Origin of the sequence: Shinella sp. HY16 (assembly GCF_028534175.1) — a bacterium.
GTDB lineage: Bacteria > Pseudomonadota > Alphaproteobacteria > Rhizobiales > Rhizobiaceae > Shinella.
The window spans coordinates 57158-74416 of the sequence record NZ_JAHYXL010000003.1 but is presented as its reverse complement, the minus strand read 5'-3'; the positions used below and the strand labels follow the sequence as shown (position 1 = coordinate 74416).

Genomic DNA, 17259 nt, shown 5'->3' with positions numbered 1-17259 from the left:
CCTTTCTGATTTCAATGGGTTAGAGGATTTCGTCGCGCAGGTAGTACCAGCGGTACATGCCCCACTGGCCGAGCCGGCGGAACGGGGTGAGAAGCCCGTGGCTCGGCAGCGGCGAGGTGAAGATCGGAAGGTTGAGGCCCGCGCCCTTGCCGGCGACCATCTGCGCCATGCGGCGCCCGGCCTGCGCCGAATACATGACGCCGTTGCCGCCATAGCCCATGGCGTAGAACAGCTTTTGCGCGGGGTCGGGCTGGAAGATGCGCGGCATCATGTCGTGGCTGACATCGACCCAGCCCCACCAGGAATAGTCGATCTCGATGCCGCGCAGGATCGGGAATTTTCGATAGAGCCCTTCCAGCAGTAGCGCGAGATGTTTCGGGTTGGTGGCGTCGCGCCCGGTGATGGCGCTGCGGCTGCCGATCTGCACCCGGCCATCCGGCAGCATGCGATAGTAGTGGCGGAGCGTGCGCGTATCGGTCAGCGGTATCAGCGTCTTGAAGTTCAGCGCCTGCTGCTCCTCCGCCGTCAATGGCCGCGTCACCACCGAATTCGACAGGATCGGCATCAGCCGGTGTTTCGTCAGCGCATTCATGCCGGGAGACGTGTAGCCGGCCGTCGCGATACAGACCGCGCGAGCGCGCACCGTGCCGCCCGGCGTCCGGAGATAATGCACGCCGCCCTTGGCCGTGCAGTCGAGCACCGGGCTCGACGTGTGCACCCTTGCGCCGAGCCGCCGCGCCAGCCGGAGATAACCGAAGGCGAGCTTTGCGGCGTGGATGCCCATGCCGTCAGGCTCGTACATGGCACCGCGGGCCTCCGCGTCGCGGACGAAATCGCTGTGGATCTCCTCGCGCGAGACTATGCGGGCGCGATAGCCAAACGTGTCGTTGAGGACGCGGGCCTCGCTTTCGAGGTTCGGCAGGACCTTGTCACGGTGCGCGATGTAGAGATGGCCGCCGTCCTGCGGATCGCAATCGATCTCCGGTTCACGGACCAGCGAACGGAACAGGTCGAAACCCTCGGATATCTCCGCATGCATGCGCTTTGCGACATCGACACCCCAGCGGGCGATCCATTGCGAGCGCTTCAGGCGGCCGGCGGAAATCTGCGCCTGCCCGCCGTTGCGGGTGCTGCATCCCCAGGCAACGCCGTTTGCCTCCAGCACCGTCGCCTTGATACCGTGCTCGCGGGCGAGATGGATGGCGCAGGACAGGCCGGTATAGCCGGAGCCGATGATGGCGACGTCGACATCGATATCGCGCGTGACCGGGCCGTCGTCCTCCGGCTCCGGGCCGGCGGTGCCGATCCAGTAGGTCGGCGCATAGTCCTTGCCGGTGCCGGGGCTTTTGGCATGTTCGGGATCATAGGCGGGATCGAACGGCGCCCTGCCGGTTTTCGGGGGAATGGTGCGCATCTGCATGACCTTGCCTCCCATCCCTCAGTAGCGGGGCTGCAGAACCGGCCGGTTCTTGCGGAACGCCTGCTTGCGGACGATCTTGCCGTTCTCGAAGGTGAAGAGGTCGCAGCCCTCCGCCTCGATGCGGCTGCCATCGGCGGCCGTGCCGGAAAACGTCCATTCGGAGACGCCGCGGTCGCCGCTGACGAAATGGCTGTGGTTGCCCCATTCGGCATCCGGCATCGCCTTCCAGACGCCGCTGAAGGCGTCGGCGATCGCAGCAAAGCCTTCGATCCGGGTGCCATAAACCTCCGGGCCGCCGACCGCGTTGAACACGCAATCCTCGGCGAAGAAGCGCATGACCCCGTCGATGTCATGCCGGTTGAAGGCATCGAACACGCTTTTGAGATCGGTTGCAGTGAGTGTCATCGTCCTGTCCTTTGTCGCAAGGCATGGCTTCGCCGGAGACGGGAAACGCCGTCTTTGAAAGGCCGCCACGGCCGGGGAAATGAAGTGTCGGGGCTAGAGCATTTCCGCTTTTCTTCGAATCGCTAAAACGCTCTATCTCTTTGTTTTTCCGCAATTCCTGACGCAAAACCGCTGCGCACTTTTGCTGGAATTGCTCTAGCCGCCGCCGGTCAGATGCGCCCCTTCCAGGGGATCAGCGTCTTTTCGAGGTAGCGAATGAGCAGGTCGAAGGCGAAGGCGAAGAGGCCGATGATGAAGATGCCCATGATGACCGTATCGCTTTCGAGGTTTTCCGCCGCATTGAGCACCATGAAGCCGAGGCCGCGGTTCGCGGCGACCATTTCGGCCGCCACCAGCGTCGTCCAGCCGACGCCGATGCCGATGCGCATGCCGGTGAAGATCTCCGGCAGGGCGGCCTTCATGATGACCTGGCTGATGACCTGCCCGCGGGTGGCGCCCATCGCATAGGCCGCGTGGATTTGCTCCGTCGAGACCGAACGCACCCCTGCCCTTGCGGCAATCGCCATCGGCGCGAAGATCGCCAGATAGATCAGGAACACCTTGGGGAATTCACCGATACCGAGCCAGATGATGACCAGCGGCAGGTAGGCGAGCGGCGGCAGCGGGCGGTAGAACTCGATGATCGGATCGAACAGGCCGCGCACGAAACGGTTGACGCCCATCAGGATGCCGATCGGCACCGCCGTGACCAGCGCCAGCAGGAAGGCGCCGAAGACGCGGCCGATGCTGGCCAGCGTATGCTGCGCCAGCGTCGAGTTCGAAACGCCCTCCGTCATCGCCAGCCAGAACTTGTCCCAGACGGACAGCGGCGAGGGCAGGAAGAGCGGCTTGACCCAGCCGGACTCCGTCACGAGGAACCACATTGCGACGAGCACGGCCGCCGTCACGAAGCTGATCAGGCCGCTGCTGCCGTCGCCCGGCGCGCCGAAAATCTTGCCGGCCTTGGCGGGCTTGGCGCGTGTCACTCTGTCAAGCATGGGCCACCTCCGGGTTGCCGGACGCACGTTCGTCGCCATAGATGATGCCGAGCACTTCCTCGCGCATGCGGATGAATTCCGGGCTCGACTTGATCGCGCGGGCATTGCCTTCGGCGAGGAAACGGCGGTTGAAATCAAGCTCGTAGGTATGGGTGATGCGGCCCGGGCGCGGCGACATGACGATCAGCCGCGAACCGAGGAACAGCGCCTCCTCGACGCTGTGCGTGATGAAGAAGAACATCTTGTTGGTGAGCTGCCAGACCTCCAGCAGCAATTCCTGGATGGTCTCGCGCGTCAGCGCGTCAAGCGCCGCCATCGGCTCGTCCATCAAGAGCATGGCGGGGTCGCAGGTCAGCGCCCGTGCAATGCCGACGCGCTGCTGCATGCCGCCGGAGAGATGGTAGATCATGTGGCGGTGGAAATCCTGCAAGCCGACGAGGGCAAGGTTCTTGGTGGCGATCTCCCGCCGCTCCGCCTTGTCGACGCCGCGCAGCTTCAGGCCGAATTCGGTGTTCTCGATGACGTTGAGCCAGGGCAGGAGAGCATGTTTCTGAAAAACCACGCCGCGCTCGGCGCCGGGACCGTTGACCCGGTGATTGCCCAGCGAGATATCACCCTCCGAGGGGGCCATGAAGCCCGCCATCAGGTTGAGCAGCGTGGTCTTTCCGCAGCCCGAAGCGCCGAGCGCGACGACGAAATCGCCGCTCTTGATGGTCAGATTGACGCCTTTCAGGGCGATCACCGCCTGGTCCGAGTACAAGCCCGGATAGGTCAGACTGATGTTCCTGACGCTGAGTGTTTCCATGAGAAATGCCTCCCTGCACCTCGATCACGTCTCTAAGCGAAGATGGCAGCACCGGCCGCTCCACCGGCCGGTGCGCCATCGACGGATGGTTACTTCGCCGCCGCCGCGGCGAAATCCGCATTGACGAAGGGCGTATAATCGTCGAGCGACTTGCCGATCTGCTTCTGCTCGACGAGGAATTTGGCGCTTTCGGTGAGCGCCCGCGTCGCCCCGCCGCCGAGCCAGGTGTCGGAGGCCTGTTCGTCCGCATTGGGGAAGGAGAGCAGCCCCAGCGCCTCCACCGTGCTCGGCCCGTCGCCGCCGATCAGCTTGACGATACCCTGTACCTCGGGCGAGTCCACTGTCCACTTCGTCTTGTTGGCGTTGTAGTCGGCATAGGATTCGGCGAGAACCTTGGTGAAGGCCTCCATCAGCTTGGGGTTCTCCGCCGCCCAGGCCTTGTCGACCACCAGCCCGTCGAAGGTCGGCACGCTGGCCGCGCCGATGACCTCGCTGTCCGAGATCGCCTTGCCGGTCTTGAGGATTTCCGAGAGCGCCGGGGGCCAGACATAGGCGGCGTCGATATCGCCGCGCTGCCAGGCGGCGACGATCTGCGGCGGCTTCAGGTTCAAAATCCCCACCTCGCGCGGATCGACGTTCCACACCTTGCTCATGCCGACCAGAAGGTGGAAATGCGAGGTCGAGACGAAGGGCACGGCGACCTTCTTGCCCTTGAGGTCGGCGGGTGTCTCGATGCCCGAGCCATCGCGGGCGACCAGCGCCTCGGACTTGCCGATGTTGTCGAGGATCCAGAACAGTTGCAGCTCGACGCCGCGGGTCGCGGCCGCCGCCGTGCCGGTCGAGCCGAGCACGCCGATCGGCACGTCGCCGGAGGCGAGCGCCGTGGTGATGTCGCCGGCCGACGAGAACTGGCGCCAGTCGATCGTGTAACCGACCTCCTTGGCCGCCGCGTCGAAACGGCCGTCGGCGATGGCGGCGACGAACGGGCCGACGATCTGCTGATAGCCGACGACCAGATTGGTTTCCGCATAGGCGGCACTGGAAGCAAGAAGGCCCGCCAGAAGGCCGGCGGTCGCGGTCATGCGTTGAAAATGTTTGAAAAGCATCATCGTTCTCCTCATCGATTGGTGCTTGAGCCGGTTTCCTCCCGGTCTTCTTGATGAAAGTGATAAGGGTGAAGTCCGCCTTGCGTTATATCCAGTTTGGAAGTTGAATAGATCCAGACTGGCGGAGCGGAGGACGGAAGACGTGCGCACCAACGTTTCCGAGACGATTTTCTTCATCGACCGGGAGAGCGGACTGGGTCTGCAGGCGCAGTTGCGCGAAACGCTGGTCTCGGCGGTGCTGGCCGGCCGCGTGCAGCCCGGCGCGCACCTGCCCTCCACCCGCAAGCTTGCCGATTACCTCAACATTTCCCGCATCACGGTAACGCTCGCCTATCAGGAGCTGGTGTCGCAGGGCTATGTCGAGGCCGCCGACCGCAGCTCCTATCGCATCGCCGGCAATCCGCCGGGACGCGGCGTCGAAGGCGACCGCCCCTCGGCCGGCTCCGCCCCGGTCGATTGGACGGGCAAGATGAAGATGCGCTTCGAGGTGGTGCGCCAGGTCTCAAAACCGCTCGACTGGCGGCGCTATCCCTACCCTTTCCTCTATGGCCAGATGGACCCGACGCTGTTCGATCTCAACGCCTGGCGCGATTGCGCCCGCCGCGCCTTGGCGCGCGAGGATTTCATCCTGATGGCGAGCGATTTTGCGGCGGCCGACGACGTGCGGCTGGTCAATTACATCTGCTCGCGCACCCTGCCGCGGCGCGGCATCCATGCCAATCCGGACGAGGTGCTCATCACCGTCGGCGCGCAGAATGCGCTGTGGATGGTCACGCGGCTGATCCTCGACAGGGGCTCCAGCGCGGTGTGTGAAAACCCGTGCCATCCCGATATCAGCGCCTCGCTGCTGCTCAGCGGCGCAAAGGTCACCACTGTCGACGTCGATGGCGAGGGCCTGCCGCCGGATGGGCTGCCCGACGATACCGATGCCGTCTTCGTCACGCCGAGCCACCATTCGCCGACGGGCGCGACCATGCCGATCGACCGGCGCACGCGGCTTTTGCAGGCGGCGGCGGAGAAGGATTTCGTCATCGTCGAGGACGACTACGAATTCGAGATCAGCTATCTCGCCCCGCCCTCGCCGGCGCTGAAAGCCTTCGATTCCACCGGGCGCGTGCTCTATATCGGCAGCTTTTCGAAATCGCTGTTTCCGGGGCTGCGCCTCGGCTATCTCGTCGCGCCCGCACCGTTCATCCGCGAGGCACGCGCGCTGCGCTCGCTGATGCTGCGCCATCCACCCGGCCACCTGCAACGCACGGCCGCCTATTTCCTGGCGCTCGGCCACTATGATGCCGTGCTCCACCGCATGCGCACCGAGTACCACAAGCGCCATGTCCTCATGGCCGATGCGTTGGAGCGCGAGGGATTGACGGTCGTCGGCTCCTCAGCCTTCGGCGGCACGTCCTTCTGGATGGAAGGGCCAAACGGGCTCGATGCCGATAGGCTGGTCACCGCACTTCGCCAGGACGGCGTCCTCGTCGAATCCGGCTCGCCGTTCTTCCCGAGAAACGACCAGCCATGCCGCTACTTCCGCATGGGCTATTCCTCGATCCCGCGTGCCAATATCGTCGAGGGCGTTTCACGTCTCAGGGCGGGCATCGAACGCCTGATGGCGGGATGACATGTTGCGCCAAAGGCGCGCGCCTGCTTGCGGCTACCCCGTCGCCGTTCAGTCGAGCACGTCGAGGTCCCGGCTGTGGCGCCAGAACATGCGCGGCGTCTCCAGCGCGTAACGCAAATCCAGCCGGTCGATCATACGCTCGGCCTCGCGCTGCGCCGCGTCGAGCACCGAGTCCTGATCGGCATGGACGGGCCTGCGGTCGCGCAGTAACACCCTGCCATCGACCAGAACGGTGTGCACGTCGTTGCCGTTGGCAAAACAGGTGACGCGGAATTCCGGCATGTGGGCGGGGTAGAGGTGCGGGCGGCGCAGGTCTACGAGGATGATATCGGCCTTCTTGCCCGGCTCGAGTGAACCAATCTCCGCCTCGAGCCCGAGCACCCGCGCGGCGTCGATGGTGCACATTTCCAGCACCTTGCCGGGCGGAAGCCAGCTTGGATCGTGAAAATGGGTGCGGTGGTAATGCATACATTGCTGCATGTGGCGGAACATGTCGGCCGAACGATCCGGTGCCGTCGCATCCGAACCAATGGCCACGGTGACACCCGCATCCAGCAGCTCCGGCACGGGGCACCGCGCCAGGATAGCGGCAACGGCGCTCGGATTGTGCACGATGGTCGTGCCGGTCTCGGCGCAGATCGAAACGTCTTCCGCATCAAGGCCCGTTGCATGGGACAGGAGGGTGCGCGGGCCAAGGATCCCGATCTCATGCGCGATACGCACGCTGCCGCTGGTGTGGCCGTCCTGGGTGAAGACGAGGCCGCGTTCCTCGGCATAGCACTTGACGGTATGTGACTGGGCGACGGCCTCCTGTGCCCCCGCCGTGTCGCGATAACCCTGATGCAAGGTGGGCGTCAGCAAGGCGAGGTGCAGGCGGCCGCCTTGGCTGCCGTGCCAGCGGTCGATAAGCGCCTTGCAGGTCGAAAACTGCTGGTCGAAGGAAACGGGATAGTCGGTGCGTGTCTCGCCGTGCCAGCGGGCATAGGTCAGGGGATGAGGCGGGCGGGTCGTGCCGACCGCCACCACAGAGCGTGTTCCGATACCAAGCACGCCTTCCATATGGGCATCGCCATATTGCGGTTCGTCGGTGCGCATGACGGAATCGCCGCCGCCAAGCAGCGAGACGCCCGTCGTGACGCCGAAGCGCAGGCGCTCCAGCGCGGCAAGTTGCGCTTCGGCATACCAGAAATCCGGCGTCGAGCCGACGGTATAGGCGCCGCGGCAGGCCTGATACCACGGATCGCTCTTCCCGCCACCGAGCGTCTTGATCAGGCCATGGCCGGCATGGGCATGCGCATCGACAAGGCCCGGCAGGATCGCCATACCGCGCGCATCGATGACCTCTGCGGCCGGATGCGCGACCTCCACCTCGGCGGTCGGTCCGACGGCGACGATACGGTCACTGGTGATGGCGACCGCCCCGTCATGGATGATGCGGCGCTGCGGGTCGATGGCGATGACCACGCCGTTCTTGATGAGGATGTCGGCCATGGCGGTCTCCATTGGTTCGGTTCAGTTTCTGACACACGGACGCCTTAACGTGAACCGGTGCCGCTCCTTCCCTTCTCCCCAGCGGGGAGAAGGGAAGGAGCGCAACGTTACTCCGCCGCCTGCCGCGACAGGATTCGGTCGAGCGAGGGCGCGAGGCGCAGCAGTTCCTTGGTGTAGTCGTGCTGTGGTGCGGTGAACAGCGTCTCGGTCTCCGCCAGCTCGACGATCTCGCCCGACTTCATCACCGCGATGCGGTCGCACATCTGGCGAATGACCGCCAGATCGTGGCTGATGAACAGCATGGAGAGCCCGGCGAGGTCGCGCAGGTCCTTGAGGAGGTTGAGGAGCTGAGCCTGCACCGAGACGTCGAGCGCCGAGGTCGGCTCGTCGCAGATCAGGAGCGACGGGCGCGGGCCGAGTGCGCGGGCGATGGCGATGCGCTGGCGCTGGCCGCCGGAAAAGGCGTGCGAGAAGCGGCCGCCCGCATCCGCCGGCAATCCGACCGCTTCCAGCAGCGTCCTGGCGTCCTGCCGGGCCTCCTCCGCATTGGAGGCGAGCTTGTAGAACAGGATCGGCTCGGCGATAGCCGAGTTGATGCGCAAGCGCGGGTTGAGCGCCGAATACGGGTCCTGGAACACCATCTGCAGGGACTTGCGCACGGATTTCTCGCGTTTTGCGCCGAGCGCCGTGCCCTGAAAATCGATATTGCCGGAACTCTGAGTGACGAGGCCGGCAATGGTGTTGGCGACGGTCGTCTTGCCGCAGCCGGATTCGCCGACGAGACCAAAAATCTCTCCGCGGCGCACGTCGAAAGAAACGCCTTTCACCGCGCGGAAGACGGAGGATTTGCGGCCGGGGATCAGCGACCGGCCACCATATTCAACGGCAAGATTCTTGACGGAGAGCATCACGTCGTCGCGGCTGCCCGTCTCGCTGCTCGTGCTCTTGGCGCGCACGGCGGCGCGCGCATCGAGCGTCACCTGCGTTTCCTCGCTCGGCACCGGCAGGCGTTCGAGCCGATGTTCAATCGGCGGCACGGCGGCGATCAGCGTGCGGGCATAGGGGGCCTTGGGAGCGGTCAGCACCTCGCGGGCCGAGCCGCTTTCCACGACGGCACCGTTCTGCATGATGGTGACGCGGTCGGCGATTTCGGCGACGACACCCATATTGTGCGTGACGAGCAGCACGCCTACGCCGCGCTGGTCCGCGAGATCGCGGATCAGTTTCAGGATTTGTGCCTGCACGGACACGTCGAGCGCCGTCGTCGGCTCGTCGGCAACGAGGAGCTGGGGGCCGCAGGCCAGCGCCGTTGCGATGACCACGCGCTGGCGCTGGCCGCCGGAAAGCTGGTGCGGATAGGAGCCGAGCCGGCGTTCCGGTTCGGGAATGCCGACGGCCTTCATCAGCTCCAGCGCGCGGGCCTTCGCCTCGGCGCGGGAGAGCTTCAGATGGGTCAGCATGCCTTCGCAGAGCTGGCTTTCCACGGTGAAGAGCGGGTTGAGGCTCGTCATCGGGTCCTGAAAAATCGCGCCGACGTCACGGCCGGGCACGATGCCCTCGGTGCGGCCGGTGCGCAGGTCGATCGGCTTGCCGGCGATCTCGATGGAGCCGGCAACAATCTTGCCGGGGGCCTGCAACAGGCCCATCAGCGCATTGCCGACGGTGGTTTTTCCCGCGCCGGATTCGCCGACGAGGGCGTGGATCTCGCCGGGGCGGATCAGGAGGTCGATATCCTTGACGGCGACGAGCGTATCGCCGCTCGCCAGCGGATATTCGACGCGGAGTTTCTTGATGTCGAGGACGGGGGTCGTGTTCATCTCAGCGGGCCATCAGTTTCGGGTTGAAGCGATCGCGCAGATAGTCGCCGATGACATTGACGGCGAGCACGAGGATGACGAGAACCGCCGCCGGCATGACCGCAATCCACCAGAGGCCGGAGAACAGGAACTGGTTGCCGATGCGGATCAGCGTGCCGAGCGAGGGATAGGTCGGCGGCATGCCGGCGCCGAGGAAGGACAGCGTCGCCTCCGTCAGGATCGCCCCGGCGAGGTTGATCGTGGCGATGACCATGACCGAGCTCATGACGTTCGGCAGGATGTGGCGGCCCATGATGCGCCCGGAGGGCAGGCCGATCACCTTGGCGGCACGGACATAGTCACGCGCGACCTCCACCATGGTCGAGGCGCGGACCGTACGGGCATATTGCACCCATTCGTTGATCGCGATGGAGAAGATCAGGACGAGCGGCGCCCAGGCGAGCATCGTATCGGCGCTGAGCTGCGCGCGGGCGATGCCGCTGATGAGGAGCGCCACGAGGATCGTCGGAAAGCTGACCAGCACATCCGCGATGCGCATCACCACATTGTCGACCAGGCCACCGAAGAAACCGGCGACAAGCCCCAGAACGACGCCGAACGCGGCGGCAAACAGCACCGCGCCGAGGCCGATGACGACGGAGATCCTGAGGCCGAACAGGATGACCGAGACGAGATCGCGGCCCTGGTTGTCCGTGCCCAGCAGGAAGCGCGGATCGCCCCCCTCCATGAAAGCCGGGGGGATCTCCATGTCGATCAGCGAGTAGGAGGAAACGTCGCGCGGGTCCATCGGCGCGATCAGCGGGGCGAAAAGGACGAGCACGAGCATGATGGCAAGCACCAGGCCGGCGATCATCACGGAAACCGGCGGCAGCCGGCGCATCAGGGATTGCGTGGCCATTATCGTGTCCTCAGGCGCGGATCGATGAAGGTGTAGAGGATGTCGACGATCATGTTGATCATGACGAAGAGGAAGCCGACGAAGAGCAGATAGGCCGCAAGAACAGGCACATCGGGATAGCCGACGGCATTGGTGAAGAGCAGGCCCATGCCCGGCCACTGGAACACCGTCTCGGTGACGATGGCAAACGCGATGAGCTGGCCGATCTGCAGGCCGGTGACGGTCACGACCGGCATCAGCGCGTTGCGCAGTGCCAGCCGCCCGTAGATATAGGCGCGCGGCAGGCCGCGGGCGAAGGCGAAGCGGATGTAATCCGACGACAGCACGTCGATCATCTCCGAGCGCACCAGCCGCATGATCAACGTGAGCTGAAAGAGCGCCAGCGTGATCGACGGCAGGATCAGCGATTTCAGGCCCGAGAAACTGAGGAAGCCCGTCTGCCAGAAGCCGAGGTCGACGAGATCACCTCGTCCGGAGGATGGCAGCCAGCGCAGGTTGACGGCAAAGACCAGGATCAGCAGCAGGCCGGTGACGAAGGTGGGCATGGAAATGCCGACCAGCGTCGTCGCCTGGGTGAGACGGGACAGAACGGAATTGGGCTTGAGCGCGCAGAGCACACCCAGGGGAATGCCGACGGCGAGCGCCAGGAAGGTCGCCACGATCACAAGTTCCAGCGTTGCCGGCAGGCGGCTCATCAGCAGGCTTACGACGGGCTGCTGATAGCGGAAGCTCGTGCCGAGATCCCCTGTCAGCACCTGGCCGACGAAATCCATGAACTGCATCAGCACAGGCTTGTCGAGGCCGAGGGCCGCGCGCAGCGCGTCCTTTTCCGCCTGGGTCGCCCCTTCGCGCACCATGGAGGCAACGGGATCGCCGACGAAGCGGAACATGACGAAGGCGATGGCCGTCACGGCCAGCATGACGAGGACCGCCTGGAGCAGCCTCACCGAGAAAAGTCTGAGCATCGTTATAGTCCTTGCTAGGGAGCGCCTGCGCTCCACGGGCAATTCCGGCAAACGGCCGTAGCGGCCCGGCATCCGGAACGGCATCGAAACACGCCGGTGAACCGGCTCTTCGCCCCGCCTCCCCGCGTACCGTCTTGGCAGGCCGGGAGGATCAAACCGGTTTGCGAAATGGTCCCGGCCGCTTTCGCCGGCCGGAACCATGCCTCGGGAGAAACCCGTTACTTCTTGACCTTCGCGAACCAGGGACGAACGTATTCGTCGGGGAACTGCGGCATGTCGACCTTGGTGCTCATCGCCCAGGCGACGGGCTGCTGGTGCAGCGGCAGATAGAGCACCTGGTCATGAGTGATGCGGAAGGCCTGCTTCAGCATGTCGACACGCTTGGCTTCGTCGAGTTCGACGGCCGCGGCATGCGCCAGCTTGTCAATCTCGGGATTGGACAACCCATCCGCATTGCTGCCGCCGAAGACCCCGTCATTGGTGGCCAGCAGGGACTGCAGCGGGCTGAAACCGTCCATTGGCGGCAGCGAGGCCCAGCCGAGCAGATAGGTATCGAACTCGCCCTTGTCGGTGCGCGGGAAATAGGTCGTCTTGCTCTCGACGCTGAGATCCACCTGGACGCCGACCTTCGCCCACATGGAGGCAATCGCCAGGCAGATCTGCTCGTCGGCGATGTAGCGATCGTTCGGGCAGGCGAGCCCCGTCTTGAAGCCATCGGCATAGCCCGCCTCGGCGAGCAGCGCCTTGGCCTTGTCGATGTCGTAGGGCAGCGGCACGTCGATGGTTTCGTCATAGCCGGTGACGGCAGGGGCGACGAGCATGGCGGCGATACGCGACTTTCCGCGCATCAGGCGCTTCTGGATCGTGTTCATGTCGATGGCATGCCAGAGCGCCTGACGCACCCGCACGTCGAGCATCGGGTTGGGTTTTCCGGGGGCGGCATGAAGCTCTGGCCGGTAGCTGAAGACGAGGAAGATGGTGCGCAGCGACGGATTCTCGGCCACCTTCAGCCCGTCCGTGGCAGCGATGCGGTCGACATCCTGCAACGGCACCGGCGCGATCATGTCGACTTCACCGGACAGCAGCGCGGCAACACGCGTCGCATCGGAAGCGATCGGGCGGAACTCCACCTCGTCGAGATTGTGCTCGGGCTTGTCCCACCAGTCCTTGTTCACCTCGAAGACCGAGCGGGAATCCGGCTCGTAGCTCTTCAGCTTGAAGGCGCCCGTGCCGTTGGCGTGGTTGCTCGCATAGGTGACGACGCCCGTCGAGGCGTTGCCCGGCTTCAGCGCATCATGCTCCTCCATCCAGGGCTTGCTCATGATGTAGATGGCGGCGAGGTCGTTGAGAAGCAGCGGATAGGGGCCGCGCAGGATGAGATCGACGGTATAGTCGTCCACCTTCTCGACGCCGGTAACGGTGGAGAGATTTTCGCGGTTGCGTGCGCCGGGATCGATCTGACGCTGGATCGTCGCCACCACGTCGTCGGCATTGAAGGGCTGGCCTTCATGGAACTTCACGCCCTGGCGCAGCTTGAAGCGCCAGCGCGTCGGCTCGATGACCTCCCAGGAGGTGGCGAGCGCCGGCTCCAGCTTCAGCTCCTTGTTCCGCCGCACCAGCGGGTCGAACACCATGTGGTGCACGCTCTGGGTAAAGCTGTCGACCTGCGCATTCGGGTCGTAGGAAATGACATCGCCGGACGACGCCCAGCGCAGCGTCTCGGCAAGGGCAGGTACGGAAAGCGGCGCCAGCATGGCCAGCCCCGCCAGCAGGGTTTTCACGTAGGTCTTCATGCGGATTCTCCCAGATTTGTATGCATACAATACTATTTTTGCATACGATCACTCCGAATATGACTGTACATAATGAAAATGGAATATCAAGATACCAGCGCTAGAATTTGCACACACTATATGCAAAAATTGTATCCAATTTAGGAGGATTTTGAGTGACCGACACATTGCTGATCGAAAATGGCGTGATCCTCGCCATGGATGCCGGCCGAAGAGTGCTGGAGGGGGCATCCCTGCTGGTGCGTGACGGGCGGATCGCCGCCATCGGCGCGGATGTGCCTGCCATTCCGCCCGAAACGCCTCGCATCGACGCCGCCGGCATGGTTGTCATGCCGGGGCTGATCGACACTCATGCTCACGCCGGACACATGCTGACCAAGGGTCTGGGCGGGGATTCAGAAGACTGGATGACGATCACCGGCCGGGTCTACGCCGAGGCGACGGATGCGGAATTCTGGGCAGCGGAGGCAGCGCTTTCAGCCGCGGAACGCATCAAATGCGGCACGACCACCGCCGCTCTCCTCTTCGGCGGCGGGCCGGATATCATGCGCACCGAAGCGCCGGACGCCGCCGACGCGCATCTTGCCGTTATCGCCGAAATGGGACTGCGGGAAGTGCTGGCCATCGGCCCCAACCGGCTCTCGGCAAAGAGCATCTACCGAAAATACAACGCCAAATCGTATGACGAAATCGCTGTTTTACCGGATACACAACTGAAGGCGTGCACGGCCCTGATCGATGCCTGGGCCAGCCGCAATGACCGGGTCCGGCTCGCCGTCTCGCTGCCGGTCTTCGATGCATGCGATCTCCAAGACCCCGCCGTGCGCGCCCTTTGCCTGAAGGCGCGCGACCTTGCCCGGGAAAAGGGCGTGCTCCTGGTGCAGGACGGCCACCGCGACGGCTCGATCGCGGCCAACGACGCCAGCCTCGACCTCTTCGACACCCGCTCTCTGCTTGCCCATTGCATCGACCTCACCGACGAGGACCGCGCCGTGCTGACGCGTACCGGCGCCAAGGTGGCGCACAATCCGAGCGCGCTGATGTCGGTGTCCGGCCGCTGCCCGGCGCCGGAGCTGATGGAGGACGGTATCACCGTCTCGCTCGGCACCGATGCCGCCGCGCCCGACCGCTCCTTCGACATGTTCCGCAACATGTTCCAGGCGCACCGCTACCACGCCCGGCATTTTCGCGACGACGCCGTGCTGCCGCCGCAACAGCTTCTCGAAATGGCGACGATCGAGGGCGCCCGGGCGCTCGGCATGGAAGACGAGATCGGCTCGCTGGAGGTCGGCAAGCGCGCCGACATTCTCCTTGTCAACATGCGTCAGCCACATCTCTGGCCGCCGGTCGATCCGGTGCAGCGCCTCGCGCGCTTCGCCAACGGCGCGGATGTCGACACGACCATCGTCGGCGGCCGCGTGCTGATGCGCGGGCGAAAACTGGTGCAGGCCGACGAGGGCGCGATCCTCGACCGGGCGGAAAAGGCCTTTCGCCTGGCCATGCGCCGCGCCGGCCTCGCGTGAGCGCGAAAAGGAGAAAGCCATGAGCAAAGACCTTCTCATCCGCAACGCCCGCCCCCTCGGCGGCGCACCGGTCGATCTCGTCATCCGCGACGGCCGCTTCAGCCCGCCCGGCGATCAGCCGCCGGCAGAGGTGATCGACGCCGCCGGTTTCATCGCGCTTCCCGGCCTCGTCGAAGCCCATACTCATCTCGACAAGACGCTGATCGGCATGGACTGGTTCGAGAACCGCATCGGCCCGAACCGCAACGACCGCATCCTCGCCGACCGCAAGGCCAAGCGCGACCTCGGCATCAACGCCCGTCGCCAATCCGCCCGCCAGGTTCTCCAGACACTGAAATACGGCGTGCTGCACATCCGCAGCCATATCGACGTCGATACGGAGATCGGCACCGCCAATATCGAGGGTGTCATCGAAACCCGCGAGGCGGTGCGCGATCTCGTGGACGTGCAGATCGTCGCCTTCCCGCAGAGCGGCATGCTGCCGCGCGCGGGCACGCTGGACCTGATGGACGCCGCGATGCGGGCCGGAGCCGATATCGTCGGCGGCATCGATCCCGCCACCATCGACCGCGATCCGGTGCGCCATCTCGACGAAATTTTCGCCCTCGCGGAGCGTTACGGAAAGCCGATCGACATCCACCTGCACGAACCCGGCGATCTCGGCGCCTTCTGCCTCGAACTGATCGTCGAGCGGACGCGGGCGCTCGCCATGCAGGGCCGCGTCATGGTCAGCCACGCCTATTGCCTCGGCATGCTGGATCCGGCCCGCCAGCGCGCGCTGATCGAGGCAATGGCAGCGGAAAACATTTCTGTCATGACGGTCGGCAGCCCCGCGGCGCCTGCCCTGCCGCTGCGCCTGATGCGCGAATGCGGCCTCACGACCGCCTCCGGCTCGGACGGCATCCAGGGTACCTGGGAGCCCTGGGGCAATGGCGACATGCTGGAACGGGCAAAATACCTCGCTCAGCGCAACGGCATGACCAACGATGCGGACCTTGCGGAAACGATGCGCATCTGCACCTTCGGCGGCGCCGAAGGCGTCGGCCTTTCGGGCTACGGTTTTGCGAATGGCGATTTCGGTGACGTCGTGCTGGTTCCCGCCCGAACGCTCGCAGAAGCCGTGGCGCTGACGCCGCAAAAACGCACCGTCATCCGCCGTGGCCGCGTGCTCGTGCGGAACGGCGAGCCGGTGGCGGAAATTTCCAGCCGCTTCAGCCTATGACAGACGGCCAGCCCGGGCGTTTTCGCGGAATTCGCCCGGCGGCACGCCGAACTCGGCCTTGAAGACGCGGGAAAACTGCGTCTGGTCGCCGAAACCCCAGCGATAGGCGATCTCCGCCGCCGTCTCGACATTGTTCGGGTCTTCCAGCGCCTCCCGGCAGGCCATCAGCCGCTGGTCACGGATCCAGCTCCGCACCGTCTGCCCCGTATCGCGGAAGAGTTCGTGCAGGTAGCGGGTGGAGATACCACAGGCCCGCGCGATACGCTCCGGATCCAGGCGAAAGTCCTGGAGATTGGCACGGACATACGCCTCGATGCGGGCGAGATGCGCACCGCGCACGGTGGAATTGCCCGAGACCAGCACCCGGTCGTCCGCTTTGATCGCCAGAACGAGCAGGTCGACAAGCTGCCGGCCGACCGTGATACGCGCCTCTTGTGTCATGCCGTCGAAACGCGCCGGCAGAAGATGCAGCATGTCGGTGAAGAGGCCGCCCGCCCCGTTGTCCGCCTCGAATTGCAGGGTGCAGAAGCGATCGGGCGCGCGCATGCGGCCCGCCAGTGCGTCGCCCTCCACCTTCAGCACCCACATGTCCGCCGGCTCGGCATGGCTGAACTGGTAGGGTTCGCTGCTGCGCTCCAGGAAGAAGCCGCCGGGCGGGCATCTGATGTCCTTGCCGCACTGGGAAAAGAACACCTCCGCCTTGGCCGGCACCGTCACCAGAAACTCCTCGTCGCGCGCGGCGCGAAAATGATGCGGCAGGCGGTGGTATTGCAGGGCATCCGAGGTGAGCCGCGAGATCGAGACGTCGCCGAACTGCCAGGTCGTCAGGTCGCCGGAAAACCGGTCGGGATCACGGAAACGCAGGTCGAGCGGGAAATAGGCCGAGGCGATGGCCTCGTGCCAGTGCCGGCTGCGGTCCGGGGCGCGTGTCGCGCTTGTGGTGATGCTCGTCTTCATGCGGCTTCCCCTCTTCGGACAAAGGTACGCACAGGATTTCCGCCAGGCAACGAAAATGACAGCTTGTGCGCCCCAGCGCAATTTGTCGTTCCCGCACTGCAAAGACCGAAGCGGAAAACTCTGCCTAGATTGACCCCGGCTTCAACGGTGCGACAGATACCGGCGGCTTAAGGGAACAGTCACATCAGCACCTCCAACG

14 protein-coding genes are annotated in these 17259 nt (G+C 64.8%); 3 read left to right on the top strand and 11 right to left on the bottom strand.

Annotated elements, in window-relative coordinates:
- Window positions 1-19: 19 nt before the first annotated feature.
- The 5 genes from K0P03_RS26795 to tauA all read right to left on the bottom strand — a co-directional run bounded on the left by K0P03_RS26795 (window position 20) and on the right by tauA (window position 4776).
- Window positions 20-1420, bottom strand: a complete 1401-nt coding sequence (locus K0P03_RS26795) for an NAD(P)/FAD-dependent oxidoreductase (RefSeq protein ID WP_272791149.1) — start codon at window positions 1418-1420, stop codon at window positions 20-22.
- 18 nt (window positions 1421-1438) lie between these two features.
- A complete protein-coding gene (locus tag K0P03_RS26790; protein WP_272791148.1) occupies window positions 1439-1825 on the bottom strand; it encodes a nuclear transport factor 2 family protein in 387 nt (128 codons plus the stop codon).
- 209 nt (window positions 1826-2034) lie between these two features.
- Window positions 2035-2862: an ABC transporter permease subunit gene (locus tag K0P03_RS26785; protein ID WP_023513816.1), complete on the bottom strand. Its 828-nt coding sequence runs from the start codon at window positions 2860-2862 to the stop codon at window positions 2035-2037.
- The gene (locus K0P03_RS26780; protein ID WP_023513817.1) at window positions 2855-3667 is read right to left on the bottom strand and encodes a taurine ABC transporter ATP-binding protein; all 813 of its coding nucleotides are present in this window, start codon (window positions 3665-3667) and stop codon (window positions 2855-2857) included. Before K0P03_RS26780 ends, K0P03_RS26785 begins: the two co-directional genes overlap by 8 nt.
- A gap of 89 nt (window positions 3668-3756) precedes the next feature.
- Window positions 3757-4776, bottom strand: a complete 1020-nt coding sequence (gene tauA / locus K0P03_RS26775) for a taurine ABC transporter substrate-binding protein (RefSeq protein WP_272791147.1) — start codon at window positions 4774-4776, stop codon at window positions 3757-3759.
- A 139-nt stretch (window positions 4777-4915) separates the two neighbouring features.
- Between tauA and pdxR the strand changes: the two genes are divergently transcribed.
- Window positions 4916-6394, top strand: a complete 1479-nt coding sequence (pdxR, locus tag K0P03_RS26770; RefSeq protein WP_050744735.1) for a MocR-like pyridoxine biosynthesis transcription factor PdxR — start codon at window positions 4916-4918, stop codon at window positions 6392-6394.
- Window positions 6395-6442: 48 nt separating this feature from the next.
- Here the strand turns inward: pdxR and K0P03_RS26765 are convergent, their stop codons facing one another.
- The 5 genes from K0P03_RS26765 to K0P03_RS26745 form a co-directional block, all read right to left on the bottom strand.
- Window positions 6443-7885, bottom strand: a complete 1443-nt coding sequence (locus tag K0P03_RS26765) for an amidohydrolase family protein (protein WP_272791146.1) — start codon at window positions 7883-7885, stop codon at window positions 6443-6445.
- Between the two features lie 107 nt (window positions 7886-7992).
- Window positions 7993-9702, bottom strand: coding sequence for a dipeptide ABC transporter ATP-binding protein (locus K0P03_RS26760; protein WP_272791145.1), 1710 nt, complete (start codon window positions 9700-9702; stop codon window positions 7993-7995).
- Window position 9703: 1 nt separating this feature from the next.
- Window positions 9704-10600, bottom strand: a complete 897-nt coding sequence (locus K0P03_RS26755) for an ABC transporter permease (protein ID WP_050744733.1) — start codon at window positions 10598-10600, stop codon at window positions 9704-9706.
- Window positions 10600-11565, bottom strand: coding sequence for an ABC transporter permease (locus K0P03_RS26750; RefSeq protein ID WP_023515892.1), 966 nt, complete (start codon window positions 11563-11565; stop codon window positions 10600-10602). Before K0P03_RS26750 ends, K0P03_RS26755 begins: the two co-directional genes overlap by 1 nt.
- Before the next feature lie 218 nt (window positions 11566-11783).
- Window positions 11784-13358: an ABC transporter substrate-binding protein gene (locus tag K0P03_RS26745; RefSeq protein ID WP_272791144.1), complete on the bottom strand. Its 1575-nt coding sequence runs from the start codon at window positions 13356-13358 to the stop codon at window positions 11784-11786.
- A 155-nt stretch (window positions 13359-13513) separates the two neighbouring features.
- Here K0P03_RS26745 and K0P03_RS26740 point away from each other — a divergent pair, with 155 nt between their 5' ends.
- Window positions 13514-14881 carry an amidohydrolase family protein gene (locus tag K0P03_RS26740; RefSeq protein WP_272791143.1) on the top strand — a complete coding sequence of 456 codons (1368 nt, stop codon included), beginning with the start codon at window positions 13514-13516 and terminating at the stop codon, window positions 14879-14881.
- A 19-nt stretch (window positions 14882-14900) separates the two neighbouring features.
- Window positions 14901-16103 carry an amidohydrolase gene (locus tag K0P03_RS26735; RefSeq protein WP_272791142.1) on the top strand — a complete coding sequence of 401 codons (1203 nt, stop codon included), beginning with the start codon at window positions 14901-14903 and terminating at the stop codon, window positions 16101-16103.
- Here the strand turns inward: K0P03_RS26735 and K0P03_RS26730 are convergent.
- The gene (locus tag K0P03_RS26730) at window positions 16098-17060 is read right to left on the bottom strand and encodes a helix-turn-helix domain-containing protein (protein ID WP_023516173.1); all 963 of its coding nucleotides are present in this window, start codon (window positions 17058-17060) and stop codon (window positions 16098-16100) included. The two genes, K0P03_RS26735 and K0P03_RS26730, sit on opposite strands and share 6 nt — an antisense overlap.
- Window positions 17061-17259: the final 199 nt, after the last annotated feature.